Source organism: Pantoea sp. Lij88, assembly GCF_030062155.1.
In the GTDB taxonomy this organism is placed as follows: Bacteria; Pseudomonadota; Gammaproteobacteria; order Enterobacterales; family Enterobacteriaceae; genus Pantoea.
The window spans coordinates 1-26,708 of sequence record NZ_CP118267.1 but is presented as its reverse complement, the minus strand read 5'-3'; the positions used below and the strand labels follow the sequence as shown (position 1 = coordinate 26,708).

Below are 26,708 nucleotides of genomic sequence, written 5' to 3'. Positions count from 1 at the left end.
TTTGCACTCCAGCGATCGGTTAAAGAGAGAGCCTATGAACTTCAGGTTTACAATGCTTGCTGCCAACAGGCGTTTAATGCCCAACGCCTGGGATGTTGTGGCATTCCCGCTCATCATCGGCCTGATAGCGATGGCGGCGGTGGGTTTTGATCAAACGTTGTTGCCGATTGAAAGTTTAAAAACCCAGGTTATTTCGCTTAACCCTGAAAATTTACCCGATTACGCGCTGCGAACCACGTTGCGCATGCTGGTGGCTATGCTGGCCTCACTGGTATTTAGTTTGATCTACGGCACGCTGGCCGCCAAAAGTCGTCGTGCTGAAAAAATACTGGTACCCATTCTCGATATCCTGCAATCCGTTCCGGTGCTGGGCTATATCTCTTTTACCGTGACCTTCTTTATTGCACTGTTTCCGGGGCAGGTGCTGGGCGTCGAGCTGGCGGCGATCTTCGCTCTGTTCACCAGCCAGGCCTGGAACATGACGTTTAGCTTCTATCAATCGTTACGCACCGTACCTGAAGATTTGGCCGAAGTTTCCCGCAGTTTCCATCTGACAGCCTGGCAGCGCTTCTGGAAACTGGACGTGCCTTTCGCGGTTCCGGGGTTGGTCTGGAACATGATGATGTCGATGTCAGGTGGCTGGTTCTTTATCGTGGCCTCCGAAGCGATCACCGTAGGTAATAATGCCTATACGCTGCCCGGCGTAGGGGGCTATCTGGCTCAGGCTATCCTGCATAAAGATATTTACGCCGTCGGCTGGGTGTTGCTCACGATGGTAATTGTGATTCTGGCTTATGATCAGCTGCTGTTCAGACCGCTTGTGGCGTGGGCTGACAGATTCCGCATGGAAAATACCCGTTCCGAACGCGCGCCGACCTCCTGGGTACGCGACCTGATCCGCCGAACTTGGCTGATTCAGCAGTTTATGAAACCGATCCGTCTGCTGTTTTCCTCGGTTGCGCGTATCAACTGGCGTTTGCCTGTCAGCAGGCCGTTGTCGCCGGAAAATAACAGCAAAAATACCTCACGCCTGGCTGACTTTTGCTGGGGGGCGCTGGTCATTGCCGTCACACTCTATGTCGGCTACCGGGTAATCGCCTATATGCAGGGCCAGATCACCCTGGACGATGTCAGACATGTCTTTACTGCGGGCCTGATTACACTATTACGCGTGACCCTGCTGATTATCATTTCATCTCTGGTATGGGTGCCTTTAGGGGTGATGATCGGCCTGCGGCCTGCGCTGGCCGCAAAAATCCAGCCTGTTGCCCAGTTCCTGGCTGCCTTCCCGGCAAATCTGATGTTCCCGGTCTTCGTGATAGTGATTGTCCATTTCGATCTTAATCCGGACATCTGGCTTTCACCGCTGATCATACTGGGCACGCAATGGTACATCCTGTTTAACGTCATCGCGGGCACCACGGCTTTTCCCAACGACTACAAAGAAGCGGCGGCGAATTTCCATATCCGTGGCTGGCAATGGTGGCGTCAGGTGATGCTGCCGGCCATTTTCCCTTACTACATCACAGGCGCTATCACCGCGTCGGGCGGGGCGTGGAACGCCAGTATCGTGTCGGAATTTGTGCAGTGGGGAAGCACCCAGGTTAAAGCTCACGGCCTGGGCGCCTATATTGCGCAGATGACGGTCGCCGGGGATTTTCCAAAAATCATCCTGGGCATAGCCGTCATGTCGCTGTTTGTCACGCTGTTCAACCGTCTGCTGTGGCGACCTTTATACAAATTTGCTGAATCAAAATATCGCGCGAACTAGGGGATTTCTGATGACAAACAGCCAGGCGTTGCAGAACGCAGACGTACAAAAAATAAAAGCAGAAGATAGCGCAGCGGTCCTCTCTGTGAAGGGAATTAAACACGGCTATGCGACGAATCATGAAGAGATGCTTATTCTCGATGACGTCAATCTCACCCTGAAGGAAGGGGAGATCGTGGGGTTGCTCGGGCGCTCGGGCTCCGGCAAATCCACCTTACTGCGCATTATCTCGGGTCTGATCAGCCCCGGTGCAGGTTCGGTTGATTATCTCGGCAAGCCGCTGAACGGTCCGGCCAAAGGGGTGGCAATGGTATTCCAGACCTTTGCGTTGTTTCCCTGGCTGACCGTCTTACAGAATGTGGAGGCGGGACTGGAGGCGCTGGGTGTTAACGCGTCGGACCGCAGAACGCGCGCCCTGGCTGCCATCGATCTCATCGGTCTGGATGGTTATGAAAACGCCTACCCACGGGAGTTGTCCGGCGGCATGCGTCAGCGCGTGGGATTTGCGCGCGCGCTGGTGGTTGACCCGGTGCTGTTGCTGATGGATGAGCCTTTCTCCGCGCTCGATGTACTGACCGCTGAAACGCTGCGTACTGACTTACTCGATTTGTGGAACGAAGGGCAGATGCCGATGAAGTCGGTGCTCATCGTCACGCATAATATTGAAGAAGCCGTCTTTATGTGTGACCGGATTCTGGTGTTGTCCTCGAACCCTGGACGGGTGATGGCCGAAATCCAGGTGCCGTTTAAGCATCCGCGAAATCGACTGGATCCGGCATTCCGCCGTCTGGTCGATGAAGTCTATACCCGGATGACGGCCAAATCGGTTAATGATCCTGTGAAAAAGAGCCTGACGTTAGGCACCCGCCTGCCTCAGGTATCGACCAACATCATCGCCGGTCTGATCGAAACGCTTGCGGCAGCACCTTATCACGGCAGGGCGGACATGCCGGATGTGGCCCGTTCACTGCATCTCGAAGTGGATGAATTATTCCCGATTGCGGAGGTGCTTCAGGCGTTAGGATTTGCCGATGTCAGCGAAGGGGATATCGTCCTGACTCCGCCTGCGCGGATCTTTGCCGGATCAGATACCCAACCGCGAAAAGTGATGTTCGCCTCTCACCTGTTGCGCTACGTTCCCCTGGCGGCGCTGATAAAAAATGTCCTGGATGAACGTCCCGGACATCGTGCGCCACGTTTGCGCTTTGAACAGGAGCTTGAAGATTTCCTCTCTGACAGTGCAGCTGAAGAGACGCTGAACAGCGTGATTAACTGGGGACGCTACGCTGAGATATTTTCCTACAATGACCAGACTGAGATCTTCAGCCTGGAGGATGTGGAGTTCTGAGTTTTAACGGAACAGTGACGGCTGTTCATGCAGTATACATGTGGGCCTGAAGGGACTCAGGCCACGAGCAGCGTAATGACGTTTAGTCTTTAATTATGGCGTTAACAATGCTCATACCTGCCGCATTGCTTCGTTTAGTCACGCGAACTGTTCCGCCAGCAAAATAATTGCCCACGGGTTCACAGACCTTTATCCGTCTTTGCAGGTCCGGGTCGTTAACCTCAACACCCGAACAGTCGTTACGCCCGCCGCCCGAAAACTCGCTATAAGCGGTATACGTGCTGAGGGTGCCGGGAAGTAACCAGATAACCGTGGTCAGCAGCATATAGCTAAAAAAGGTCATGATCAGAACGGACCCTCCGAGCAATTTAGCGTTGTCCTTGATGCCGTTGACAGACTCTCCCTTGCCCCATTTTTTTATGATCATAAAAAGAGCCAGTCCCAGCGGCAGGACGGCAAACCATAATGCGTCGAGCACAGGTTCAGTCAGAAAGGTATTGCGATCGATTTCATTGCACCACACAAAAAAAATCAATATGCAGCCCAGCGCAGCGATGATTATCAGCGCTGTCGAATAGCTTTTCATCAGTAACTCTCTCCCTGAGTCAATATTAAGGACATGGCGTGGAATAATCCCTCAACCGGCAGGTGTCCCGGTAAAGGATATATCAGGCGGAAGATTATCACGCCGGACTTTCTACAGACAAAGGCCATCCTCTTTTAATCGTCCAGTGGGCGTTATATGACGAACCGGAAGCCCGATGACGAATCCTTTATACCGCAATGTCATGTTAAGGTTAAAATCCTTCCACAACGTGAGGATAGCGAAATGATTGTCAGAACATGGCACGGATGCGTACCGGTCAGGCATGCAGAAGGCTTTGCAAATCATCTGCAGAAGACGGGAACAGAACATTCACAAGGGACGCCAGGAAATCTGGGCGCTTTTGTACGCAGAGAAACGCAGGGGGAATGGGAGCATTTTTTCCTGGCGACCTACTGGGAAGATTTGGAGGCAGTAAAAGCGTTTGCAGGTGAACAGTATCAGATTGCCGTGACCTATCCGGACGACGAGCAATTTGAGCTGCTATCTGATCCTTACGTTTTTCAGCATAACGTTCAGACTGTAACGCCCCTGTAGTTTTTCCCGCCGCCGCAAGAGGGCGGCTATTAATCATCTGGCCGCCCGCTGAACAGAAACACCTGAGTAAAAGATCATGCCGTTTAACGCAGGGTTCTCAAGAATGCTTTCAATTGTAGATTGATCGATCTACAATCAATTTTCAGCACAGGAGAATCTCATGAAAGCAGCAGCAGGCAGACCCAGAGAGTTCGATCCCGAGGCGTTCCTCGATACAGCACTCGATTGTTTCTGGCAAAACGGATACCAGGCCACTTCCATGGCAGACCTTAAAAAAGCATCGGGTCTGGCAAGTGCCAGCATCTATAAACTTTATTCGGATAAGCGCGCTATTTACCTCGCGGCTTTGCAGCGCTACATGGATGAAGGTATTTCAAGAACAGTGAAGCGAAGTGCAGAAATGTCACCAGAAGCTGCACTGCGGGAAATGCTGGAATTTGTGGCTCAGCTTTCATCTGCGCCTGCTGGAGAGAGAGGTTGCTTTACTATCGCGGCAGCCAGTGAACTTTTGCCGGGTGACGAAGCGGTCAGAGCGAAAGTATCCTCAAAATTCAATCATATTATCAACGAATTAGAGAGCATCTTAATAAGAGGGCAGCAACAGCAGATCTTTCGTCAGGAGGAAGATGCGAGGGTAATGGCATTAAGCATTTTCATGATGCTGGAAGGCATGAGGATATATGGCAAACTTCAGCCAGATATAGACGATCTCAGAAAAAGTAATGACTTTATTGTCAGGTCGGTACGGGGCATTACGCATAGCGGAGCCGGGAATACTGCGGTTAAGGCATCCGCATGATCGAGGTGGGCACCATCGTTCGTCGCCGGAAAAGAAGAAGAACCATGACTGTGCTTGAATATGAAGATGGCAGGGTCTTATGCGGCTGGATCGATAAAGGCCGTTTTTTCAAAAGACGTTTTAATCTGGCTGAATTACACATCTGCGTGCCCTGTTTAAGCTTCTGGGCCCTGATGTAAAAGTGTCATGCTGGTCTGTTTTGTTGACGGGTTCATTAAAAACAGTCACTTCTGCTCTGAGCAAAAAACAACCGTCAGAATTGACACTTTGTAGCCCCTTATTCAGAGCATTGCTCCCGATCGCCCTGCGTTAACTTATCCTCCTCAATTCTGGAGGGAATCATGAATAACAGCAAAATTGTCGTTTCTCTGGCTATGGCCATGACGCTTCTTTGGGCTGGCGCTACCGAAGCTAAAACAGCGAAGCAATCCGATGACCAAATCCGTCAGCTTATCATCGAAGACTCAATCGCAGCCTATCCTGGCGTGTGTGCCTGTCCTTTTAACGCTGCCCGTAATGGCAGCAGCTGTGGCGGCCGAAGCGCATGGAGCAAGCAGGGTGGTTATGCACCGATCTGTTATAAAAAAGAAGTTTCAAAGGAAATGGTCGAGGAGTGGCGTAACAGCCATGACGCGTAAAGAATCAGGGGGTGATTTTATAACGCGATAATCTGAATTTTCAGCTAATGGTCTTGCCTGAATAGTTCAGTTATTAAATCGGAATAGCATCGTTAATTAACGGTCAGCACGCATAAAATACCGGACAAATACATTGTCCGGTAGTCGGGTATTTTATATCGGCACTACTATCGGCACTACCGTGCAGCTTAGTTCTGTGCTGGCTGAGCCTGCTGGTTTTTCTCAGCTTCTTTATGTTTCTTCTTCGCCATATGGTGACCGACTGCACAGCCCGCTGCCGCTCCGGCGACACCATGATGAGCAACATGACCTGCCACGCCGCCTACTGCAGCTCCTTTCAGACATCCTTCGGCATTAGCCTGTAAATTTACTGACAGAAACAGGCCGGTAGCAATAACGATAACTGATAATTTTTTCATCACTTAATATCCTGGTAGTCATAGTTGCACGTTGAACTCATCAGAGCATAGCCACTCTTTTGGGCATTTAACTTGCCGGGATACAGGAATCACGATGTTAGTTACCAGTGGTTACGCTTTTCGCGTAATAAGCAGAACAGTTGGCGCGTTTTTAATCAGATGTTAATCCGAAATCATTTAAGAACGCATTCAGGCAGCATTTATTACTCTTCAGCCAGGCTGGCTGACTTTAGCCTGCGGAAGCCAGAAAGAAAATCGGGTGCCATTAAGTTCGTTTTTTTCACAGGAGACTTTTCCACCATGGGCCAGCACTATCGCTTTGACAACCGCCAGACCTAAACCTGTCCCGCCACTCAGGCGGGAACGAGAATCATCGGTGCGCACAAACGCATCCCATATCGTCCTGGCAAAAGCCTGATCGATTCCCGGTCCCTCATCGTCTATATGCACCGCGACGCCTTCTGCATCCTGCTCACAGGAGATCATGACGACACCCGGGATTGAATAACGACGGGCATTTTCCAGAAAGGCCAGCAGCACCTGCCTGAAGCGTAAAGTATCGCATTCAATGATGGCGGGATTAACTTTCAGCACGAGTGAGTGGTGACTGGCTTTGAAGTCCTCTTTCACCAGTTCAGCTAACGATTCAATCTCACTTTTGATATTCACGCGCTCATAGTGAATAGGCAGATGTCCCGACTGGGCCAGACTCAGCGTGCGGAGATCTTCAATTAACCGCGTCAGGCCATCGGTCTGATGAATCAGATTAACGAAGAGCTTATGATCGGGCGCAAATATGCCGTCAGCTAAACCCTGAAGTCTCCCGCGTAATATCGTCACCGGGGTTCTTAATTCATGTGCGATAGCAGCGTTCCAGGTCCGGCTATCGTTTGACAGGGTTTCAAGGGTTTCCGCCATGCGGTTGAAGTCTTTGACCAGCGCATTAATCTCACCGATTTTTATTACGCCTTCACTGGCTCGTGCACTCAAATCACCTTCCGCGACGCGTTTTGCACTGTGAGTCAGCGACTCCAGAGGAACGATCATCTGCCGCGCAAACCGTGCAGAAAAAAACACCGAAACGGCTATCGTCAACAGCGTAGTCACCAGCAGGGTAATCCAGTCGCTGGCTGTCCCCTGGTCGAGATCGAGCGGAACAAGCTGACCTGAAAATAATCCAATAACGGTCGGATAAAGTGAGTAGGTGGCAAACGAGGTCAGGAAGGAATAGATCGTAACTTTGACGATGAGCCAGTTCAGCTGCCCGCTTAGACCACGCTGCTTCATTTACTCTCTCCCAGGCGATATCCGAAGCCCCTCACATTTTGCAGCAGTCCTGATACCCCCGCGTCATCGAGTTTCCTGCGTAATTTACTGATATGGCTGTCAACGGTTCGCGGTAACGTGTCACCTTCCGGAAAACACGCGTCCAGCAGTTCATCCCGGCTGAAAACCCGGTTAGGTTCGCGCACAAAATGGGTGATCAATCTGAACTCGGTTGTGGTCAGGCGGGGGGCGATATCCGTCCCGTCAGGTTTAACCACCACGCTGTGCTGCTGCAGGTTAATGGAAAGCGATCGGGTAGAGTAAATATCTTGCGAACGCGTGATAACCTGGGTACGTCTCAATACGGCCTGAACCCGTGCCACCACCTCAGCAGGATTAAACGGCTTAACGACATAATCATCGGCCCCAATACGGAGTGCGGAAAGTTTATCCACATCATCGTCGTTGGCCGTAAGCATAATGACCGGGGTATTTCCGCGCCGACGCACTTCGGCCAGTACCTGCCAGCCATCCATCACCGGCATGCGGACATCCAGTATGATCAGCTCAGGTGAGGATGTCGCACAAAACGCCAGGGCTAACGCTCCGTTTTCCGCATGACTTACCGTGTAACCGGCATTCTGCAGATAGGCGGTTAATATTGCGGCTATTTCAACATCATCTTCGACGATTAAAATCACGCTGCTGTTCATCCTTATCCTGTCTTCGATCTGTATCGACCCGGACGGCGACGGTGCAGATCTGATTCTGAAAGACCGCCGCCGGGCTCGTACTAAAAGAGTGTTAACGTCGCCATGGCTTCAGGGACGTTGTCATGATGATATCAGGTCCGTGAAACAATAAATCAGACGAGATACGCGCTGGGCGCGCAGTTTGCATATCATTTTTCATGCGCACTCAGCCTGTTGCGCAGTGTCATCACGGTGACAAAAAACAGCGGAACAAAAATAACGGCCAGAACCGTAGCGCTGATGATCCCCCCGAAAACGCCGGTGCCGATGGCATGCTGGGTTTCGCTGGCGGGTCCTGAAGCCATGATCATCGGGACGACGCCCAATCCGAAAGCCAGCGAGGTCATGATAATCGGCCGCAGACGCATTCTGGCCGCAGTGATTGCCGCTTCACGCAGGCTCTTGCCCTCCTGGTGTAACTGTCTGGCAAACTCGACAATCAGCACGGCGTTCTTAGCTGATAGCCCAATCACCGTAATCAACCCCACTTTAAAGAACACGTCATCAGACAATCCGCGAATCATCACGGCGGCGACAGCGCCCGCGATCCCCAACGGAATCACCATCAATACGGAGAGCGGAATGGCCCAGCTCTCATATAACGCGGCTAACACCAGGAAGATCACCAGGACAGAGAGCGCCATCAGCATAGGTGCCTGTGCAGCAGACAGCTGCTCCTGCAACGACTGGCCGGTCCATTCAACTGCGAATCCCGGCGGCAGCTGTCTGGCCAGCGCTTCCATCTCCTTCATGGCATCACCACTTGACACACCCGGCGCAGCACTACCGGAGAGCCTCATCACGGGATAGCCCTGATAGCGGACCTGCTGGAGTGGGGCTGACGACCAGACCGGCGTTACAAAGGTCTTCAGCGCCACCATCCGGTTTTCACTGCTTCGGACATACAAATTGAGGATGTCATCAATCTGCATACGATCGTTCGCCTCTGCCTGAATAATCACCTGCTGCATCCGGCCTTTATTCGGGTAATCGTTGACGTAGAGTGACCCCATGGCGGCGGAGAGCGTGTCGCTGATGCTGGCGAACGAAACGCCCATGGCATTGGCCTTTTCACGATCAATATTCAGCCGGACCGTCGTCCCCGGCGGCAAACCGTCCGGATACACCTGGGTGACTTTGTTGCTTTTCGCGGCAAGCTGTAAAAGCGTATTCTGTGCGGCTTCCAGCGCCGCATAACCCTGATTCGCACGATCTTCAAGTCTCAGCGTAAAGCCCGATGTGTTTCCCAGCTCCTCGATGGCTGGGGGCATCATCGTCATGATGGTGCCTTCCGGCGAGTCGCGCATGGCCTGCCCGACAAATTCAACTTCACCCCGGGTCGTGTTATTGCCGCGTTCTTTACCCTCTTTCAGTACGGTGAAAGCCAGTGCGGTGTTCGCCCCGGCACCGGAGAAGCCAAAGCCAATGATGGATTGATTGGTAGCGATGGCGGAACGCGAATTCAGAGCTTCCTCATATTTTTTTACCACCGCCAGTGTCCGCTGCTGAGTGGCCTCTGCCGGTAGCTGAAACGCCGTCATGAAATAGCCCTGATCTTCTTCTGGCAGAAAAGCGGAGGAGAGCTGACTGAATGCCAGCCCGGTGCCTGCGCACAGGGCAATAAATAACAGCATCATCCGGCCAGAGCGCTTGAGAGTCACGCCTGTCCAGCCCGAATAGCGGTTTGTCAGTCGATCAACGCCGCGGTTGAACAGGCCGAAAAAACCGCGCCGGGCATGATCGGAAGGCATTTTAAGCAGCGTCGCGCACAGTGCGGGCGTCAGGGTCAGGGCCAGCAACGCGGAGAACAGAATCGCGGTCGCCATTGAGAAGGCAAACTGCCGGTAGATGATGCCGACTGAACCGCTGGCGAAACCCATGGGGATAAAGACTGCCGTGAGAACCAGCGTAATGCCGGTGATGGCACCCGTTATTTCGCGCATCGCTTTAGACGTTGCCTCGCGTGGCCCGAGGTTTTCCTCACGCATGATGCGCTCAACGTTTTCAACCACGACAATTGCATCATCAACGATGATGCCGATGGCGAGCACCAGTCCAGACATTGTGAGAACATTGACGGAGAAGCCAGCGAGCAGCATGACGGATAGCGTGCCCAATAAGGCAATCGGCGCGACAATGGCGGGTATGAAGGTATAGCGGATGTTCTGTAAGAACAGATACATCACCACGAACACCAGCACCATCGCTTCGAGAAGGGTGTGGATCACCTTCCCGATTGAGAGCTTTACGAAGGGCGCCGTATTGAAAGGGATCGCGTATCGGATGTCCTCCGGCATCGACAAACTCAGTTCCTGCATCCGGGACGTGACCGCTGCTGCGGTCTTTACCGCGTTGGCACCGGGCGCCAGCATAATCGCTGCACCGGTTGAGTTCTGACCATTTTCACGCATCAGCATGCTGTAGCTCTGGGAGCCGGCCTCCACTTTTGCCACGTCAGAGAGTTTGACGCTGGAGCCATCCTGATTCGCGCGCAGCACAATGCGGCCGAACGCTTCCGGCGTGGTTAACTGACCCTCCACCGTTAAGGGAAGGGTAACCATCTGACCGGGCAACGCGGGCTCGTCACCGACCCGTCCCGGGGCGATTTGCGCATTCTGTTGGGTGATGGCGGCAGAAATATCACTCATCGTCAGATTCAGTGAAAGCAGTCTGGCCGGATCAACCCAGATGCGCAGGGCACTTTCCGCGCCGAACAGCTGAACGCGTCCTACGCCAGGCAGCCTGCGCAATTCTTCAACCACGTTTCTGGCCATGTAGTCACTTAACGCTTCGCTGTCTGTTTTCCCGGCTTTAGAGGTCAGACTGATAATCATCAGGAAGCCGGTGTCGGCAGATTCAACCTGAAGTCCATTCTGCCGTACCGTCTGAGGCAGGCGGGATTCCACCGTCTTAATACGATTCTGAACATCAACCTGCGCCAGTTCAGCATTTGTGCCCGGTTTAAACGTGACCGTAATGGTCGCCTGACCCGAGGTGTCAGTGGATGATTCAAAATAGAGCAGATTTTTAACGCTGGAGAGTTCGCGCTCAATCAGGCTGACAACCGTGTCGTTCATCGTCTGCGGCGACGCGCCTGCCCATGTCGCAGTGATGGTGACATTCGGCGGTGCCACTGAAGGATAACGGGCCACCGGCAGTTTGGGGATCGCAATGATCCCGAACAGTATAATGAACAAGGCGACAACCCAGGCGAAAACCGGGCGCATGATGAAAAACTGAGCCATTTTACTCTCCGGCCTTCATGGTGAGATTGGCAGGTGTGGCAGTTGAAATCACTGCCGCGACTTTCATGCCGTTGCCCAGCTTATCCATGCCCTGGACAACAACACGGCTGCCGGCAGGTAAGCCTTCGGCAATGCGGTAGGCGCCATGGGTTAATTCCCCGACACGGACCTTGATCTGGCGAGCCTGTTGCTGGTCGTCAACCACCCAAAGCACGGCGTTTCCTTGCTGATGCGAGACCGCCAGCTGGGGAACCAGCAGCGCATCCTCATAATGCCGACGCGGGATCTCAACCCGCACAAACATGCCGGGCAGGAGTTCACGATTAGGATTACTCACCTGGATGCGCACCATCACGTCGCCCGTCGCGGTATCCACGCTCATGCCGGAAAAAAGAATCCGGCCCGGCTGCGGATGGACAGCGCCTCCGGGTAACAAAACGTTGACCGGCACGCCTGCAGCGGCGTCCTGATGAATCGCCGCCTGCTGGCGAAGCTGGTGGTAAACCTCAGCGGGCTGGTGGACGTCCACATAAATGGGGTCTGTCTGGTAAATACGAGCCAGAGGCGTGCTGTCGCTGGCTGTGACATAAGCGCCTTCAGAAACCAGAGCCTGATCAATGCGTCCGGATATCGGTGCCTCTACGGTGGCAAAACTCAGATCAAGCTCTTTGCGCCTGAGCGCGGCGCTGGCCTGCGCGACATCTGCCGCCGCCTGGCGGGCATTCGCGATGGCCTCATCAAAACTTTGACGGCTCACTGCACCTGTTTTCATGAGTGGCCGCAGACGCGCCGCCTGCTGCTGAGCCTTGTCATTGGCGGCCCTGGCACGCAATAAACCGGCCTGGGCACTGGCCACTTCCGCTTCAAAGGGGGCCGCATTAATCTGGAAAAGTGGCATTCCCTTTTTAATTTCTGCGCCCTGTTCAAACAAACGGCGCTGAATAATACCGCTGACCTGCGGCCGTATTTCTGCTGTGTGCAGCGCATTAACGCGACCCGGAAGCGTCTCGTTGACCGATAAAACCTGTGGCTGGATCACCGCAATGGCAACCTGAGGAGCAGGGGCTTCGGCTTCCTTAATGGCTTTCTCATCGCAGCCCGTCAGCGCGGCAATCAGGGCAACCAAAAATAAAGGCAGCGAAAAGTGTTTGAGGGACAACATGGGTTTCTCGTCTCAAAGAGTGATGACCCATGTTATCGGACACGCGTTTATTCGCCGTTGAGGGTGTGTTGAGATTGTGTGTAGAAGCGAAATTTATTTACTTTATTGTATTGCCAGCGAAAAAAGGGCTGGCAATCCAAAAATCTGACCGTATTCACTTTCAGAACAGCGTACGGCCTGAGGGCATAATATCGCACCACTGTTTTTTGTAATGCCAGCCTGGGTTGTAGGCCCCCAGAGAAAAAATAAATTTTTTATCTGATGACGCAGCTAACCCTCTGGCGTGCTGGATATTCTCCCAGAGCAAAACAGAGCCAACCCCCATCGATTTAAACCGGGGATCTATCCCGCCATTAAAGTCTTCGAAGTAATACCATGTTGGGCACTCAACTTTATAATTGAGATCAAACGCGCAGGGTGAGTCATTGATGAATAAGACTTTGCCGAAAATCATGTCTCTGAACGTGGTGAACGTCTCAGTCAGGATGGCGGTGTCAGTACACTTAAGGCTGTTTTGCCAACGCAAATCGAACAGGTGCTGATAGATAGCGGAAAGTTCAGCAGGAGAAAAAGAGGTCACATCTTCGACTGTTCCGCCCGCTTTTCTGAATCGCCGGACCTCACCGGCACGTTTCTTAGCGGTTTTCACGGAAAAGTCAGACTTGATGTGAGCCATTTTCTTCTTAAACAGGTTGTGACGGATGCTGTTAAAGATGACGCCCTGAGAATGGGGCGATAAGCGCTTAGTTTTAAATGGAAGAATGACTTTTTCACCCGCCTTAATCGGGAGGATAAGATCATCAAAAACAAAGGGAAGATGGGATTTTTTATATTCCAGCGAGCCATTGATAGAAAACACGGCGGCAATGGGTTGTCCATGCCGCCTTTTCATGTAGTAGTGAATCCGGACGCCTTCACGCTGAGCAAGATAAGCGAGAACGCGGGGATGGGTGCAAACACTCCCCCCAAATGCAGCGTAAATTTGAGCGTATGCGGATGACGTACACGCTTCCCAGCCGGTATTTTTAAGTTTTAAATGTGTTGTAAACATGCCTGTCACCTGAAGTGTAACGCGAGAGTCCGCCTGAGAATCTGTGCGGAAATATTTCATGACGGGCAAGGGTGTAATTGATGGATATTAAACAAGGGGTAAACAAATGCAGGGATTTATACTATAAATCCTCTTTGTTTAGCTTCTACACATGTTATACACAAAGTCTGAACTGACTCTCCATAAATAAGTGCAGGAAAAACGTCATTTATTAAAATAATAATAAGTTCATGAAAAAAAGTTTAAATAAAGCTTGATCCCAAATGGCAAAAATTGTTCAAATCAGCTCGTGGAGTTTGCAGGGCATAAGGATATTTAAGAATTGTCCTTTGCGCATGGAATATAAACAGAATCTAAATGAACAAGTTTAAAGAAAAATCTGCAGTGTTGTTGAGCCTGGCGATAGTTATTAGCTTTATACTGGTCTGGTTTACGGCCTGATAGGTGATTAAGTCAGTAGCGAGGGTTTATATTCAAACCTTAATTTAACCTTAAGCTCACCATAAATAATGTAACCAAAATAACTTTTTAATTGTTTTCCTGTTCGGGAAGCGTTCTGTTAATGCTTTCCTTTGATCAACCAGATTAAATGGCACTATCATGAAAAAAATCCTTATTACCGGTTCTACAGGTTTTTTAGGCGGAGCTGTCGTAGCAAATTTATTACAGAACAGCGTTAAGGATCGACTGCTGCTGCTGGTCAGAGGCGAAACGGTTGAGGAAGGGTTAAACAGGCTTAAAGCAAACCTGAGGAACTTTGGCCTGAATGAGTCTGCAATCAACACGATAGCACCTGAGAATATTATTCTGGGTGATCTGGCGTTAACGGAAAACTTTATTAATGACTCACGGCTTGATGATGTGACTCACGTCATTAACTGTGCCGCTGTGGCCTCATTTGGTAACAATCCCACGGTCTGGAAAGTCAACGTCGAAGGCACATTCCAGTTCGCGGAACGGATGAGCCGCGTCGAAGGGTTAAAGAAATTTATCCACGTGGGAACCGCAATGTCATGTGCGCCGGAACCCGGTTCACTGGTCACGGAGGGCAGACTGGACTCCAGTCGTGATCAGCATGTCGTCGAATACACCTGGAGTAAGGCAACGATTGAAAAGCTGATGACCGAAAAGCTGCCGGGGCTGCCACTGGTTATTGCCCGACCGTCGATCGTAGTGGGCCACTCCGATCAGGGTTGTCTGCCATCAGCCAGTATTTTCTGGGTATTCCGCATGGTGCTGGCATTAGGGAAATTCACCTGCGACCTGGATGATCGTATTGATGTGGTTCCGGTTGATTACTGCGCCGATGCGCTGGTTCTGCTGCTCGACGCAGAAGACGTGATCAATGAAGTCATTCACATTTCTGCCGGAACACACAGTAGTGTGACGTTCGCCGAAATTGATGAGGCGATGGCCAAAGCATCCGGAAGCAGGGCGCTGGGTGTTGATTACCAGAAGGTTTCGTACAAACAACTTTCTGACAGCCGGAGAACGTTTAAGGATCTTTTCGGACCCTGCAACGAACGGATCATGCTGCGCGCCATGAACCTGTACGGACATTTCTCAAACCTGAACGTGGTGTTCGATAACTCCAAACTGCTGCAGCTTGGCATGAACAAGCCTTCCCGGTTCACCGATTATCTGGACCGCTGTGTAGTGACGACGCGTGATTCAACCATTGCTGAACTGATGGCCGTTGATTTTAAGTAGTCCGTCTGAAAGCCCGGGAAGCAATCCCGGGCGATTCCTCAATAAAATCCCCCAAAAAGCACCAGCATCCTTCATCGAAAACCTCCTCAGAATTCCCTGAAACGCGTCTTAATGACTCCAGACTTATTAGGTCTGGAGTCACAGATAATCTGGGGTTAGAATGGCCCGCTTTGCAGTAACAAACAGGTATCGATGTGACGATAACATTGACTCAGACCGCCGACCGTTCAGCGCATGTTGGTCGCCATGTACTGATCTGGCTGGAGCAGGTAAAAACGGCCTCGCTTGGCGAGCTGGATAATTTTGGTGATGAAGGCACGGTAGAGCAGGTGATGAAGGTCTGGGTAAAACTGTCGTTGCTGATCAGCCGGCGGCGTCCGGAGATCGCCATCTCTTCTTTATTGAAGCATGTCCTGCCCAACATCGGATCGCAGCCACTCAAAACGCTGAACCGTTTACGCCTCAACCGGCTCTACAACATCCTGATCGCCGACGGTAAAAAAGAGGAGGCACGCCGGGTATTCGCGTTAACTAAACAGTTCCTCGCCTGGGCGGAGATGCAGGGCTATCTCGATCATTCACCCATCGCCTCAATGAAAAAACGGGATGTCGCGGGTCGCGCCACGCCGCCGCGCAGCCGGCAACTCACCGATGCAGAAATCTGGGTCTTCTGGCACGGGCTGGATAACTGGGCGCTATCGGAGCAGGCACGCTGGGCGCTGCGTTTATGCCTGGTCAGCGCCCGGCGGCCGGATGAGATTGTGCAGGCGCAGAAAGCCGAGTTCGATCTGCAGTTAGGCTTGTGGATGCAGGGCACACGTAATAAATCGCAGCGGGAACATGTGCTGCCGATTTCGCCGCTGATGCGTCAGTGTATCGAAGCGTTGCTGCGCGCCGCCGATCCCGATTCGCCCTGGCTGGTGCCCGCACCACGCGATCCCCAACTGCCGCTGTCAAAAGGTGCGCTGAATCAGGCATTGCGCCGTATGATCCGCGCCCCGCGCGGGCTGGGGCTGGAGGCTTTTACCCCGCGCGACCTGCGCCGTACCGCGCGATCCAAGCTTTCTGCGCTCGACACGCCGAATGATGTTGCCCGAAAGATCATGAACCATGCGCTGGAAGGCATCGACCGGGTATATGACACCCATGACTATCTGAGCCAGATGCGCAGCGCGATGAACACCTTTTCAGATGCGGTTGAGCAGATTATTGAATGTGACAGTTATCATCTGCTTCGACATCGCTATGATGGTGAGACGCTTGCCCTGGATGAGCTCTCTATCATGGCGATGTCGCGCTAACTAGCGGTCAGCAGACTCGCTGACCTAAAACTCGCCTCTTTCCCGCTCTTTCATTGCGGAGGGCTGTTACAGCCAGACCTCTCCCTGAAAAATTTCGTATTAACCATTAACAAAATCTTGCATTGATAATCGCAATGCGTATATTTCTCATTTGCTTTAAATGTTAATCACACCCGCGCGAAGGCGCTCACGGAAAGGTTTTGATTCCTCAAACCTTAAGCAGGGCAGCGATGCTCGCAGGACGCAGGGTCGTGACAGTGGCAGCATAAAAACATAAAGATAATTGAGGAATTAATGAACGCTTTCGATCTTCAGTACCCCAGGGTTAATCGCACGCCTGCTCTCCAGCGTCCGTTCCGCTTCTCCTTACTGGCTATGTTCGTCGCCTCATCACTCATGCATAACGTTGCTCATGCCGCTGAGACTCAGACACCTGCTCCGGGCGATGATCAGACCCTGACCGTCACGGCTTCAGCCGATGATTCCGTGACAACGTCACCCGAGACCGATTACAGTGTGCCGGTGACCCGTGCGGGCACGAAAATGCTGGGCACCGTGCGGGATGTGCCGCAGTCAGTCAGCATCGTAAGCAAGCAGCGAATGGCCGATCAGCAACTTCAGTCGCTGAATGATGTGCTGGCGAATACCACCGGCATCCGCGGCATCAGTGGGGACATGGACCGCACTAACTACTATGCGCGCGGCTTTATGATCGACAACTACATGGTCGATGGTATTCCTACCGCCTTTGCCCAGCGCTGGAACCTGGGTGATGCGCAGACCGATATGGCCCTGTATGAGCGCGTTGAAGTGGTGCGCGGGGCGACCGGCCTGTTGACCGGCCCTGGCAATCCGTCAGCCGCCATCAATATGGTGCGCAAACATGCAGACAGCAAAGAATTTGGCGGCACCGTCTCCGCCAGCTACGGCAGCTGGAACAAACAGCGTTATGTAGCCGATCTTTCTGCGCCGCTCAGTGAGTCCGGCAATGTGCGTGGCCGCCTGGTGGCAGGCTGGCAGGATAACAACAGTTTCATCGAACGCTACGGTGCAAAAAAACAGTTCATCTACGGCGTGGTAGACGCTGACCTGACTGACTCTGCCACGCTGTCAGTCGGCTACGAGTTCAGCCAGGTCAATACCGATTCCACCATGTGGGGCGGCGCACCGCGCTGGTACACCGATGGCACGCAGATTCATACCCGTCGCGGCTACAACACGGCCCCGGACTGGGCCTATAACGATAAAGAGAACCGTAAACTCTTTGTGAACCTAAAGCAGGACTTCGATAACGGCTGGAACATCACGCTGAATGGTGCACACAACGAGATGCGTCTGGACAGTAAGCAGATCTATCTGGATGGTTATTTCGATCGGAATACCGGCGCGGGCGTCTCTTCCTATGCTGACTATCCGGTGGTGGGCGGAACCGGTTATAACACCGGTAAACGCAAAGTGGATGCAGTGGATGCCTTTGCCAGCGGCCCGTATGAACTGCTGGGTCGGCAGCATGAGCTGATGGTGGGCGTCAATTACACCCGCCAGGATAACAAGTACTTCAGTACCTTTGAGAACATCTCATCAGCGTCGCTGGGTAACTACAACGATTTCAACGGTCAGTATCCGGAGTCTGCCTGGACACCGCGTCTGCCTGCGAGCGACACCCAGCTGGTTCGTCAGAAATCGACCTACATGGCGACCCGCCTGTCACTCGCCGATCCGCTGCACGTGATTCTCGGCGCCCGTTACACTAACTGGAATCGCGAAACCCTGACGGGCGAAGCGGAAGAAAACAACATCACCCCGTATGGCGGGCTGATTTATGACTTCGCCGAAAACTGGTCGGCTTACGCCAGCTATACCTCGGTGTTCCAGCCACAGGATTATCGCGATGCCAGTGGCGCTTATCTGTCGCCGGTCATCGGCAAAAACTACGAGGCAGGCCTGAAATCGGACTGGATGGACAGTCGTCTGACAGCCTCGGTTTCCGTATTCCGCACCGAGCTGGATAACGTGGGTGAAGCCACCACTCAGACGATTCAGGGTTCAGGCGACGTTGCCTACATTGGCCGTAAAGGTGTGGTGAGCCGGGGCGTGGAGTTCGAAGTTAACGGCGCATTAACCGACAACTGGCAGATGACCTTTGGCGGCACGCGCTATATTGCGGAAAACCGCGATGGCAGCACCTTTAACCCGCAACTGCCGCAGACCAGCTTTAACCTGTTCAGCAGCTATCGCCTCCCGACGCTACAGCAACTGACGCTGGGTGGCGGCGTGAACTGGCAGACCCACGTCTGGAGCGACGTCGGCGGGCCGGAAGGCAATGGCACCTGGCGCGCCCGTCAGGGCAGCTATGCGCTGGTTGATCTCTTTGCCCGCTATCAGGTGAACAAAAATCTGTCGCTGCAGGGCAACCTGAACAATCTGTTCGATAAAGAGTATGACACCAACGTGGCCAGCTCGGTGGTTTACGGCGAACCGCGTAACGTCTCGGTGACCGCCAGCTACACTTTCTGATTAATCCTTTTGATCAGGCAGTCTGTGAAAAACGCCTCGGTTGAGGCGTTTTTCACAATATTCCACGCCCGACTCCGGTAAAACGCAGCGCCAGGTTAAAACCCTCTGCCGCCTCCACCACGATCGCCTCAGCCTGCTCCTGAAAGGCAATATTTCCCGCCAGCAGCGCGCGCTTCACCTGGGCGAGATCCTCTGTTTCAAAACCCAGCGCGACCATGCGGGCGCTGCCATCGTAGTCTTCGGGTAGCGGGCCAAATCGCGGCTGTGCATATTCTGCCGAAGCAAAGCGCACCGTGGCGGCACCGGCGCGCAGGACAAAGGCACCTTCGGGACAGGCAAGCACTTTCGCGGCACCAAACAGTCGGCTATAAACCTGGGCGGAGAGCGCCGGATCCTGCGCCACAACCACAAACTCACTGATGTTCCTGACGCCATTGGGATGACGCTGCCAGGCAGGCTGCCATACCGCTTCGGGCGTCAGATGCTGGCAGAAAAAGCTGCGACCATTGGGTATCAGCGAAGGCCGCAGCCGCACGGTGCGAAAATGCGCTTCACTGACCGAACCGTCGGGCAGGGTGACAGGACGATGAAAAGCGGCGGGGGGATCGCCATCCAGATCCTGCCGTTGCAGGTGCTGAAACGCACTCTCCGCATCGCTGCTTTTCCATACCAGCCCGCTCAATCCCAGCGGCGATTGCCAGAGATCGGCGCGCTGGCTGCCTTTGCCGGGTTCATAGCCCAGCAGCTCAAGGTAATTCTCACCAAAGATCGCCAGGTGATTACTCGACCCCAGCGAGTGATGCCCCCGCTCAGTGAGCTGAAAGCCGAGCCGCCGGAAACGCGCGCTGGCGCTGTCGAGCTGGTCGGCCACGTTAATCACCGCGTGATCCAGAATCGGTTGCGGAACCGGAACAGACATATCAGCACTCCTCTTTTTCGTCATTGCGCCGCCACAATCTGCAGCGCGCGCGGCACCAGCTGCGTGAAGTACGCTACCGCCGGGCCGATCAGCGCTTCATCCGGATCGAAGGCGGCATGATGCAGGCCAAATTCACTGGCACTGCCGATGCTGACAAACGTGCCCGGCACCTGTTGCAGATAGAAGGCAAAATCTTCTCCACCCATCTGCGGTGACGCAGCATGCTCCGCCAGGTAGCCACTCTGTCGGGCAACCTCCAGCGCCACATCTACCCACCCTGGCGTATTAATCAGGGCGGGCGGCCCCTCGGTCCACTCCAGTTCAGCGGTCGCGCCAAATCCGGCGGCGATACCCTGAATCAGCGATCGGATGCGATGCGGGATCTGCGCCCGGATCTCACCGTTGTGGGTGCGGACGGTGCCCTCCAGCTCAACGCTTTGCGGCAGCACGTTCCAGGTGTTCCCGGCGGTGAAGCGCGTCACACTAAGCACCACCGTCTCCAGCGAGCTGAAGACCCGACTCGGCAGGGTCTGCAGGGCGGTCACGATATGGCTGGCAATCACGATCGAATCGATGCCCTCCTGCGGTCGCGCCGCGTGCGCGCCTTTGCCTTCAACGCGGATCACAAAACGATCGACGTTGGCATAGAACGCGCCCGCACGGCTTTGAAGCGTGCCCAGCGGCAAATCGGGTGCGTTGTGAAGGCCAAATATCGCCTTTACTCCTTCGAGCGCACCGGCATCAATCAGTTGACGCGCACCGTTAAAGGTCTCTTCAGCGGGCTGAAACAGAATCCGCACCCGGCCCGGCAGCGTGGCTTCCTGCTGTTTCAGCTGCAGGGCGACGCCCAGCATCACGGCACTGTGAACGTCGTGACCACAGGCGTGCATCACGCCCGGCTGCTGTGAGCGCCACGGGCGATCGGTGATTTTATCAATCGGTAACGCATCGATGTCGGCGCGCAGGGCGATCAGCGATTCGCCATGACCGATTTCTGCCACTACGCCGGTTTTCAGCCCCAGCGGCAACAGCCGGATCCCGGCCTGCTCCAGCCAGCGGGTAATACGTTCAGTGGTAGCAAATTCATGATTCGAAAGTTCGGGGTGCTGATGCAGTTCGCGACGCCACTGCACCAGTTGTTCAGTTAAAGGCAATGTCATGTTTATCCCTGTTATTCCGGCAGAAAAGGTTCGCCCAGCGTCAGCATCAGGCGATTGGCCCAGGCAAAGAAGGCGGTGGACTGAATCAGGTCGAGCAGGGCGAGCGTATCCAGGCCCTGCTCGCGGAGTGCAGAGATCTGCAATGGTGTCGGTTTAGCCGGGGTCAGTGACAGCGCTGCTGAAAAGGCGATGATCGCCTGCCAGCGCGCGCTGTGTCCGTGGGATAACACTGCGCCGGGCGCGACATTCAGCAGTTTCTGCACTGCGTCATCCTGCTTTGAAAGCTGGCTGGCTTTGCGGGCATGCACCGAGGCGCAATAAATGCAGCCGTTGACCTTACTCACCACGGTGGCGGCCAGTTCGCGCTCGGCGCGTGGCAGCCCGCCAGCGGTGTAGAAAATGCCTTTATCGGTCAGGGTACGCTGCTCCAGCAGCGGCAGGTTGCGCGCCAGCAGGCGGAAATAGTCAGAATCGGTGTGGCCGAATTTTGCCAGTTTCGCCTGCTCATTCTCGCTGAATTCCGCCAGGGGTTTCGCAGGCAGCCACGGCTCCCAGCCGAGTTCCTGTTGCGTAAAGGCGGTCAGCGCCGTTTTGCCGCTGGCGGTTTTTAATGCCTCGTGCCAGTGCCCGGCGACGACGGGTGCAGCTTCGCCCGATGCGTCATCGCCCTGCAGGCTACGCAGGCCCGCCAGTAACCGGCTCTGAAAACTGACGAACGCCACCAGCTGCGCCAGCGTGACGATGCCGCGCGGGCTCCAGCCTGTCTGCTTCAGGGCGTCCAGATGTTCGGGTGCTGCGGTAACCGGATCAAAGGTCAGGCGATGGGCAAAGGCTTGTGCTGCCTCGATTCGCGCACTTTGCGGCAACGTTTCCTGAGGCTGGTAATGTGCCTGCAGGCCGGGCTGAGCATGCCAGCCAGCCACCTTTGCGGCCAGCAGACGACGCTCAGCTAAGGGAAAATCGTCATCGCCCTGTTCAAATAACACGTTGTAGCTACCCTGGGCATGAAGCGTCGCGGCGTGGCGTGTCTGGCGCGCGTGGGCCAGTCCGGAATCGGGATCGATATCCGCCAGTGTGGCGATCAAATCGTCAGTTTGACTCATGAAATTCTCCTGTGAGATTCGCCAGCGGCACGAAGCGCGGGCGCAAGATGTCCGGCAATCAGTTCAATCGAGCGCAGCGTGTCGGCATGCGAAGGCTCTACTGAATGCACCTGGAATGAGATGTCGGTGACGCGCGACAGCACGCTGTCCTGCGCCAGCGAGTGTGCGACCTGATCGATGCCGCCGACATGGGCATCAAACCGGGCCAGCAGGTCATCAAAGCGCTCCCCGCGCACTTCGCCACGGTACTGCGCGGCCTGCTGCCGGATGCCCGGCTCAGCGACCTGACGGGCATAACTGTCTGAATCCGCCACGAACGCGGTGCGTGAGGCGAGAATACGCGGCGCTATCCCTGCTGGCAGTGCCGCGAGATAGGCATCGATCAGCGGATTCTGGATCGCATCGAGCGGCAGTTCAGCATGGCCCGTAGGCCGCGGCTGGGTGCGTGACAGCATCAGCCCATGCCCGCCCTGGGCGGCACGGATTGCGCCCTCAACGGAGAAGGTGGCGATCCACACCCGTCCGGCCAGCTGCGGCGCGGCAGGATAAAGATGATTATCAGGATGACCCAGCGAGTCACCGCGCCAGGCGCTGAGCAACGTATGCAGGTTGTCGGCAAAGGCCGCGCCGCGCTCGGCAAACATCAGGCCAAAGGGGAGGAACGAGTCCGGCGTGCCGCCCGAGCCCAGCCCGATCTCCAGTCGGCCATCTGCCAGCAGATCCAGTACCGCGGCATCTTCCGCCACCCGTAGCGCATTCTCCATCGGCAGGGTAATGATGGCGGTGCCGAGCCGGATGGTGCGGGTCTGCGCCGCGGCGTGCGCCAGGTAGACCAGTGGCGACGGCAGCCCGCCCTCATCCTCATGAAAGTGGTGCTGCGCAATCCACGCATTATCGAAGCCGCAGCGTTCGGCATGCTGAATCTGCTCGGTGGCCAGCTGATAGCGCTGTTTTGCCGGGACCTTATCCAGCAGCCGGGTAAAAAATCCGAGACGTCGGCTCATGCTGACTCCTTGTGGGTTAACGGAACGAGCGGAGGAATGGCGTCAATTAACTCGCGCGTGTAAGGGTGCTGCGGAGCGCTGAATATCGTGACAACGTCACCTTGTTCCACCGCTTCGCCCGCCTTTAACACCGTGACGCTGTCGGCAATCTGCCGCACCGTGGCCAGATCGTGCGTGATAAACAGATAGGTCAGACCCAGCTCAGCCTGAAGCTGCAGTAGCAGATCCAGAATTTGCTCCTGCACCGTGACATCCAGCGCCGAGGTCGCCTCATCCAGCACCAGAATCTCCGGCTCGCAGATCAGCGCCCGCGCCAGGGCGACACGCTGCCGCTGACCGCCGGAAAGTTCATGCGGCTGACGTGATAGCAGGGAGAGTGGCAGCGCCACACGCGTGGTAATCGCTTCCACCCGCTCACGGCGCTGGCTGCGGCTCAGCCGGTCAAAATTACGCAGGGGTTCTTCAATAATCGAAAAGAGTGTCTGACGGGGATCGAGCGAGGCGAATGGATTCTGATAGACGAACTGAATCCTGCGGCGCAGCTGACGCAGCGCTTCACCACGTAATCCGTTAACCACAATGCCATCCAGCGTCACCTCACCGCTGTCGGCGGTTTCAAAACCCATCACGATGCGCGACAGCGTGGTTTTGCCTGAGCCGGATTCGCCCACCAGGGCATGTGTAGTGCCGCGTGCTACCTGAAAACTCACCGCGTTCAGCGCCTGTAAGCGCTGCTGTTTGCCCAGTGAAAAACTTTTCATTACGCCGGTTGCGCGGATGGCGAGCGCGGAGAAACGGGTGGCCGCAGATTTAACTCTGGCGGGTCGCTGTGGTGCCGCATCATTCAGTAACTGGCGGGTATAAGGATGAGCCGGGGCGCTGATAACCTGGGCGGTGCATCCTGATTCCTGAATCTCGCCGTGGCGAAACACGATGATGCGATCTGCGCGTTGCGCCGCCAGTGCCAGGTCGTGAGTGACGAACAGCACGGCGGTACTGGATTCGTGCCGCAGGTTGTCCAGCAGATCGAGAATGCGCTTTTGCACCGTCACATCCAGCGCGCTGGTTGGTTCATCGGCAATGATTATCTCCGGCTGCAGGGCAAGGGCAATGGCGATCAGCACCCGCTGTTTCATCCCGCCCGACAGCTGATGCGGATATTGCTTAACCCGCTGCTCCGGATGGCTGAGGCCCACGCGGGTCAGCAGATCAATCACCCGTTGCTGACGCTGCGCTGCCGTTAATCGCAGATGCAGTCGCAGGATCTCTTCGACCTGTTCACCCACGGTTTTAACCGGATTGAGTGAGTTGCCCGGATCCTGCGGCACCAGACTGATACGCGCCCCGCGCAGGGTGTCGAAGCGCTTCTGTGACCACTGACTGATATCCTCGCCGTTGAGCAGGATTTCACCCGCGTCGCGGCGGCCATTTTGCGCCATCAGGCCCATTATGGCCTGTGCGGTGGTGGTTTTACCGGAGCCGGATTCGCCGACCAGTGCCACCATCTCACCGGGATGCAGTTCGAAACTGACGTTATGCACCACCGGCTGCCACTGGTTACCGCTGCGATAGCTTAACGTCAGATTGTTGACCGCGAGTAAGGGCTGAGCGCTCATCGGCGTCCTCCTGAAAGTTGCTGGCTGATGCGGTTAGCGGCGAGCACCACAGCGACCACCACCACACCAGGAAACGTCGTCAGCCACCAGGCGGTAGCCAGATAATTACGCCCTTCAGCGATCAACAGCCCCCATTCCGGCACCGGCGGCGGCGTGCCGTAGCCGAGGAAGCTCAGCGTCGATAACGCCAGAATTGCCTGTCCAAACTGCAGGGCGGCGTAGGCAATGACCGGCGTCAGTGCGTTGGGCAGAATGTGACGCCACAGCACGCTGAAAAAGCGGCCGCCGCTGCCGTACGCTGCTTCGACATACTCGCTGTGACGGATGCGCACCACCTCCGCACGCGCCAGGCGGGCAAAGCTGGCGATGGAGGCGATGCCCACCGCTAATGCAGCATTGAGGGTGCCGAAGCCCAGTAAAATCAGCACGCTCAAAGAGAGTAATAACGCCGGAATGGCCAGCAGTACATCCACGGCGCGCATCACGATGGATTCGGTTTTGCCGCCAGTCGCCCCGGCAATTACGCCCAGCGCCGTCCCTGCCACCAGTCCGATCGTGACCGCCATCACGGCGGCAGAGAGCGAATGTGAGGCGCCATAAACAATACGCGCAAACAGATCGCGCCCAAGCTGATCGGTACCGAGCCAGTGCCCGGCCTGCGGAGCCAGCCGCTGAGCGCCCGCGGTCCCCTCAATCGGGTTGATTGAGGTAAAGAGGGTCGGGAACAGGGCTGCCAGCACGGCCAGCAGCATGACCAGGACAGCCAGCCACAGGCCAGGCTCGAAACGGAAGTGATACCGTCTGGCTGCCACGGATTGCCGCGCGGCAGCGTAATCAACCAGACTCATGATGCACCCCGTAACAGTTGTAAGCGCGGATCAAAAAGCGGCATTAACAGATCCACCAGCAGATTGATCACCACAAAACCCAGTGCGGAGATCATCACCACGGCCTGTAATACCGCCACATCCTGATTGTTCACGGCCTGCTGCGTCAGCTGACCCAGACCGCCCAGGCCAAAGACCGTTTCGGTAATCAGTGCACCGGCAATCAGTTCCCCCAGCAGCAGGCCCGCCACGGTGAGCACCGGCAGCATGGCGTTGCGCAGGATGTGCCGCCACAACACATATTGTTCGCTGGCGCCTTTAGCGCGCGCCACCGCCACGAACGGGCGGGTTGAGACTTCATCGATGCTGCGCAGCAGAATCTGTGCCAGCGGGGCAGAGATCGGAACTGAAACCGTAATGATGGGCAGGATCAATCCCTGCCACGGCGAAGGATTGATTACCGGGATCCAGCGCAGCTGGAACGAGAAGAGCTGAATCAGGGCGATGCCGAGCCAGAAGGTCGGCACCGAGATAAACAGCGCGGGCAGCGACTGCAGCAGATTACGCAGCACGCGCAGGGCAGGCAGTCTTGAGAGGGTCGCCAGCACAAAGGCCAGCAGTGTCGCCAGCACGAAGCCGCACAGGGCCAGTCGGAGCGTGCCGGGCAGGTTGCTGGTGAGCAGCTCACTCACCGGCACGCCCGCCTGTACTGAATAGCCGAAGTCGCCGTGCAGGATCGCCACAAGGGTATGCAGATATTGCTGCCACAGCGGGCTGTCCGCGCCGTAAATCTGACGCATCTCAGCAATCTGCTGCGGGCTCAGGCCAAGATCCGGATTCTGAAACTTGATCAGTACCGCATCGCCGGGCAGCACCTGCAACAGCACAAATGACAGGGTAAACGCGGCCCAGAGTACCAGCAGGCCCAGGCTGGCGCGTTGCAGCAGATAGTGGCGCAT

Annotated in this window: 23 protein-coding genes; 9 read left to right on the top strand and 14 right to left on the bottom strand. The window is 55.1% G+C overall.

Annotation, left to right across the window (positions count from 1 at the left end; all coding sequences use genetic code 11):
- Positions 1-34: 34 nt before the first annotated feature.
- Positions 35-1,771, top strand: a complete 1,737-nt coding sequence (locus PU624_RS00115) for an ABC transporter permease (RefSeq protein WP_283544861.1) — start codon at positions 35-37, stop codon at positions 1,769-1,771.
- A 10-nt stretch (positions 1,772-1,781) separates the two neighbouring features.
- Complete coding sequence (locus PU624_RS00110) at positions 1,782-3,119, top strand: ABC transporter ATP-binding protein (RefSeq protein WP_283544860.1); 1,338 nt, start codon at positions 1,782-1,784, stop codon at positions 3,117-3,119.
- Positions 3,120-3,201: 82 nt separating this feature from the next.
- Here the strand turns inward: PU624_RS00110 and PU624_RS00105 are convergent, their stop codons facing one another.
- A complete protein-coding gene (locus PU624_RS00105) occupies positions 3,202-3,705 on the bottom strand; it encodes a hypothetical protein (RefSeq protein WP_283544859.1) in 504 nt (167 codons plus the stop codon).
- 243 nt (positions 3,706-3,948) lie between these two features.
- On the opposite strand from PU624_RS00105, the gene PU624_RS00100 reads away from it, so the two are divergent.
- From PU624_RS00100 to PU624_RS00085, 4 genes are all read left to right on the top strand, one after another.
- Positions 3,949-4,260: a hypothetical protein gene (locus tag PU624_RS00100; protein ID WP_283544858.1), complete on the top strand. Its 312-nt coding sequence runs from the start codon at positions 3,949-3,951 to the stop codon at positions 4,258-4,260.
- 160 nt (positions 4,261-4,420) lie between these two features.
- Positions 4,421-5,059 carry a TetR/AcrR family transcriptional regulator gene (locus PU624_RS00095; protein ID WP_283544857.1) on the top strand — a complete coding sequence of 213 codons (639 nt, stop codon included), beginning with the start codon at positions 4,421-4,423 and terminating at the stop codon, positions 5,057-5,059.
- A complete protein-coding gene (locus tag PU624_RS00090; RefSeq protein WP_283544856.1) occupies positions 5,056-5,238 on the top strand; it encodes a hypothetical protein in 183 nt (60 codons plus the stop codon). Before PU624_RS00095 ends, PU624_RS00090 begins: the two co-directional genes overlap by 4 nt.
- A 195-nt stretch (positions 5,239-5,433) precedes the next feature.
- Entirely contained in the window at positions 5,434-5,697 is a 264-nt protein-coding gene (locus PU624_RS00085; protein ID WP_502921567.1) for a hypothetical protein, read from the top strand.
- Positions 5,698-5,885: 188 nt separating this feature from the next.
- Here PU624_RS00085 and PU624_RS00080 read toward each other — a convergent pair whose 3' ends face one another.
- From PU624_RS00080 to PU624_RS00055, 6 genes are all read right to left on the bottom strand, one after another.
- On the bottom strand, positions 5,886-6,116 hold the full coding sequence (locus PU624_RS00080; RefSeq protein ID WP_090965277.1) for a hypothetical protein: 231 nt from the start codon (positions 6,114-6,116) through the stop codon (positions 5,886-5,888).
- Positions 6,117-6,326: 210 nt separating this feature from the next.
- Positions 6,327-7,403 (bottom strand): ATP-binding protein, encoded by a 1,077-nt coding sequence (locus tag PU624_RS00075; RefSeq protein ID WP_283544854.1) that lies wholly within the window; start codon positions 7,401-7,403, stop codon positions 6,327-6,329.
- Complete coding sequence (locus tag PU624_RS00070) at positions 7,400-8,095, bottom strand: response regulator (RefSeq protein WP_283544853.1); 696 nt, start codon at positions 8,093-8,095, stop codon at positions 7,400-7,402. The genes PU624_RS00075 and PU624_RS00070 overlap by 4 nt, the downstream gene beginning before the upstream one ends.
- Before the next feature lie 188 nt (positions 8,096-8,283).
- Entirely contained in the window at positions 8,284-11,379 is a 3,096-nt protein-coding gene (locus PU624_RS00065; protein ID WP_283544852.1) for a multidrug efflux RND transporter permease subunit, read from the bottom strand.
- A gap of 1 nt (position 11,380) precedes the next feature.
- Positions 11,381-12,541, bottom strand: coding sequence for an efflux RND transporter periplasmic adaptor subunit (locus tag PU624_RS00060; protein ID WP_283544851.1), 1,161 nt, complete (start codon positions 12,539-12,541; stop codon positions 11,381-11,383).
- Positions 12,542-12,701: 160 nt separating this feature from the next.
- Positions 12,702-13,592, bottom strand: a complete 891-nt coding sequence (locus tag PU624_RS00055; protein WP_283544850.1) for a GNAT family N-acetyltransferase — start codon at positions 13,590-13,592, stop codon at positions 12,702-12,704.
- Positions 13,593-14,192: 600 nt separating this feature from the next.
- Here PU624_RS00055 and PU624_RS00050 point away from each other — a divergent pair.
- From PU624_RS00050 to fhuE, 3 genes are all read left to right on the top strand, one after another.
- Entirely contained in the window at positions 14,193-15,302 is a 1,110-nt protein-coding gene (locus tag PU624_RS00050) for an SDR family oxidoreductase (protein ID WP_283544849.1), read from the top strand.
- A 194-nt stretch (positions 15,303-15,496) separates the two neighbouring features.
- Positions 15,497-16,603 (top strand): tyrosine-type recombinase/integrase, encoded by a 1,107-nt coding sequence (locus PU624_RS00045; protein ID WP_283544848.1) that lies wholly within the window; start codon positions 15,497-15,499, stop codon positions 16,601-16,603.
- 294 nt (positions 16,604-16,897) lie between these two features.
- Positions 16,898-19,120: a ferric-rhodotorulic acid/ferric-coprogen receptor FhuE gene (fhuE, locus tag PU624_RS00040; RefSeq protein WP_283544847.1), complete on the top strand. Its 2,223-nt coding sequence runs from the start codon at positions 16,898-16,900 to the stop codon at positions 19,118-19,120.
- Positions 19,121-19,172: 52 nt separating this feature from the next.
- Here the strand turns inward: fhuE and PU624_RS00035 are convergent, their stop codons facing one another.
- Genes PU624_RS00035 through PU624_RS00005 form a run of 7 tightly spaced genes read right to left on the bottom strand, consistent with a single transcriptional unit; the run spans position 19,173 to position 26,708 of the window.
- Positions 19,173-20,039, bottom strand: coding sequence for a VOC family protein (locus tag PU624_RS00035; protein ID WP_283544846.1), 867 nt, complete (start codon positions 20,037-20,039; stop codon positions 19,173-19,175).
- Between the two features lie 20 nt (positions 20,040-20,059).
- Positions 20,060-21,199: an amidohydrolase gene (locus tag PU624_RS00030; RefSeq protein WP_283544845.1), complete on the bottom strand. Its 1,140-nt coding sequence runs from the start codon at positions 21,197-21,199 to the stop codon at positions 20,060-20,062.
- Between the two features lie 11 nt (positions 21,200-21,210).
- The gene (locus PU624_RS00025) at positions 21,211-22,302 is read right to left on the bottom strand and encodes an alkylhydroperoxidase domain protein (RefSeq protein ID WP_283544844.1); all 1,092 of its coding nucleotides are present in this window, start codon (positions 22,300-22,302) and stop codon (positions 21,211-21,213) included.
- On the bottom strand, positions 22,299-23,306 hold the full coding sequence (locus PU624_RS00020; RefSeq protein ID WP_283544843.1) for a putative FMN-dependent luciferase-like monooxygenase: 1,008 nt from the start codon (positions 23,304-23,306) through the stop codon (positions 22,299-22,301). Before PU624_RS00020 ends, PU624_RS00025 begins: the two co-directional genes overlap by 4 nt.
- A complete protein-coding gene (locus PU624_RS00015; protein ID WP_283544842.1) occupies positions 23,303-24,922 on the bottom strand; it encodes a dipeptide ABC transporter ATP-binding protein in 1,620 nt (539 codons plus the stop codon). Before PU624_RS00015 ends, PU624_RS00020 begins: the two co-directional genes overlap by 4 nt.
- Positions 24,919-25,770, bottom strand: a complete 852-nt coding sequence (locus PU624_RS00010; RefSeq protein WP_283544841.1) for an ABC transporter permease — start codon at positions 25,768-25,770, stop codon at positions 24,919-24,921. Before PU624_RS00010 ends, PU624_RS00015 begins: the two co-directional genes overlap by 4 nt.
- Entirely contained in the window at positions 25,767-26,708 is a 942-nt protein-coding gene (locus PU624_RS00005) for an ABC transporter permease (protein WP_283544840.1), read from the bottom strand. Before PU624_RS00005 ends, PU624_RS00010 begins: the two co-directional genes overlap by 4 nt.